This is a genomic window from Nocardioides zeicaulis, from assembly GCF_042432345.1.
GTDB classification, from domain to species: Bacteria; Actinomycetota; Actinomycetes; order Propionibacteriales; family Nocardioidaceae; genus Nocardioides; species Nocardioides zeicaulis.
The window spans coordinates 1-1,018 of record NZ_JBHLXH010000007.1 but is presented as its reverse complement, the minus strand read 5'-3'; the positions used below and the strand labels follow the sequence as shown (position 1 = coordinate 1,018).

General features: G+C 55.2%; 1 rRNA gene. It reads right to left on the bottom strand.

The features are described 5' to 3' along the window. A 23S ribosomal RNA gene (locus tag ACFFJG_RS20655) occupies window positions 1-1,018 on the bottom strand; the annotation flags it as partial.

Below are 1,018 nucleotides of genomic sequence, written 5' to 3'. Positions count from 1 at the left end.
GGGCTCCACACCTGGATCACTCCGGCGCTTCACTGCCCACACGACGCTCCCCTACCCATCCAGAGCACTGAACCAACCTCAAGGGCGGCTTGCGTATATCTCTGAATGCCATAGCTTCGGCGGATGACTTGAGCCCCGCTACATTGTCGGCGCGGAATCACTTGACCAGTGAGCTATTACGCACTCTTTCAAGGGTGGCTGCTTCCAAGCCAACCTCCTGGTTGTCAATGCGACTCCACATCCTTTTCCACTTAGTCACCGCTTAGGGGCCTTAGCTGATGGTCTGGGCTGTTTCCCTCTCGACTACGGAGCTTATCCCCCGCAGTCTCACTGCTGCGCTCTCACTTACCGGCATTCGGAGTTTGGCTAACGTCAGTAACCTTGTAGGGCCCATCGGCTATCCAGTGCTCTACCTCCGGCAAGAAACACGCAACGCTGCACCTAAATGCATTTCGGGGAGAACCAGCTATCACGAAGTTTGATTGGCCTTTCACCCCTATCCACAGGTCATCCCCTCAGTTTTCAACCTAAGTGGGTTCGGTCCTCCACGTCGTCTTACCGACGCTTCAACCTGCCCATGGATAGATCACTTCGCTTCGGGTCTTGAGCGCGCTACTGAATCGCCCTGTTCGGACTCGCTTTCGCTACGGCTTCCCCACACGGGTTAACCTCGCAACACACCGCAAACTCGCAGGCTCATTCTTCAAAAGGCACGCCGTCACCCCCACCAACAAGTTGGCATAAGGCTCCGACGGATTGTAGGCACACGGTTTCAGGTACTATTTCACTCCCCGCCAGGGGTACTTTTCACCTTTCCCTCACGGTACTTGTCCGCTATCGGTCATCAAGGAGTATTTAGGCTTAACGGGTGGTCCCGCCAGATTCACACGGAATTTCAGGGGTTCCGTGTTACTTGGGAACACGCTCCAGAGCCAGCGCTTTACGTCTACGGGCCTATCACCCTCTACGGTACGGCTTTCCAACCGGTTTCGACTTCCACACTGGTTTCTTACTCTGT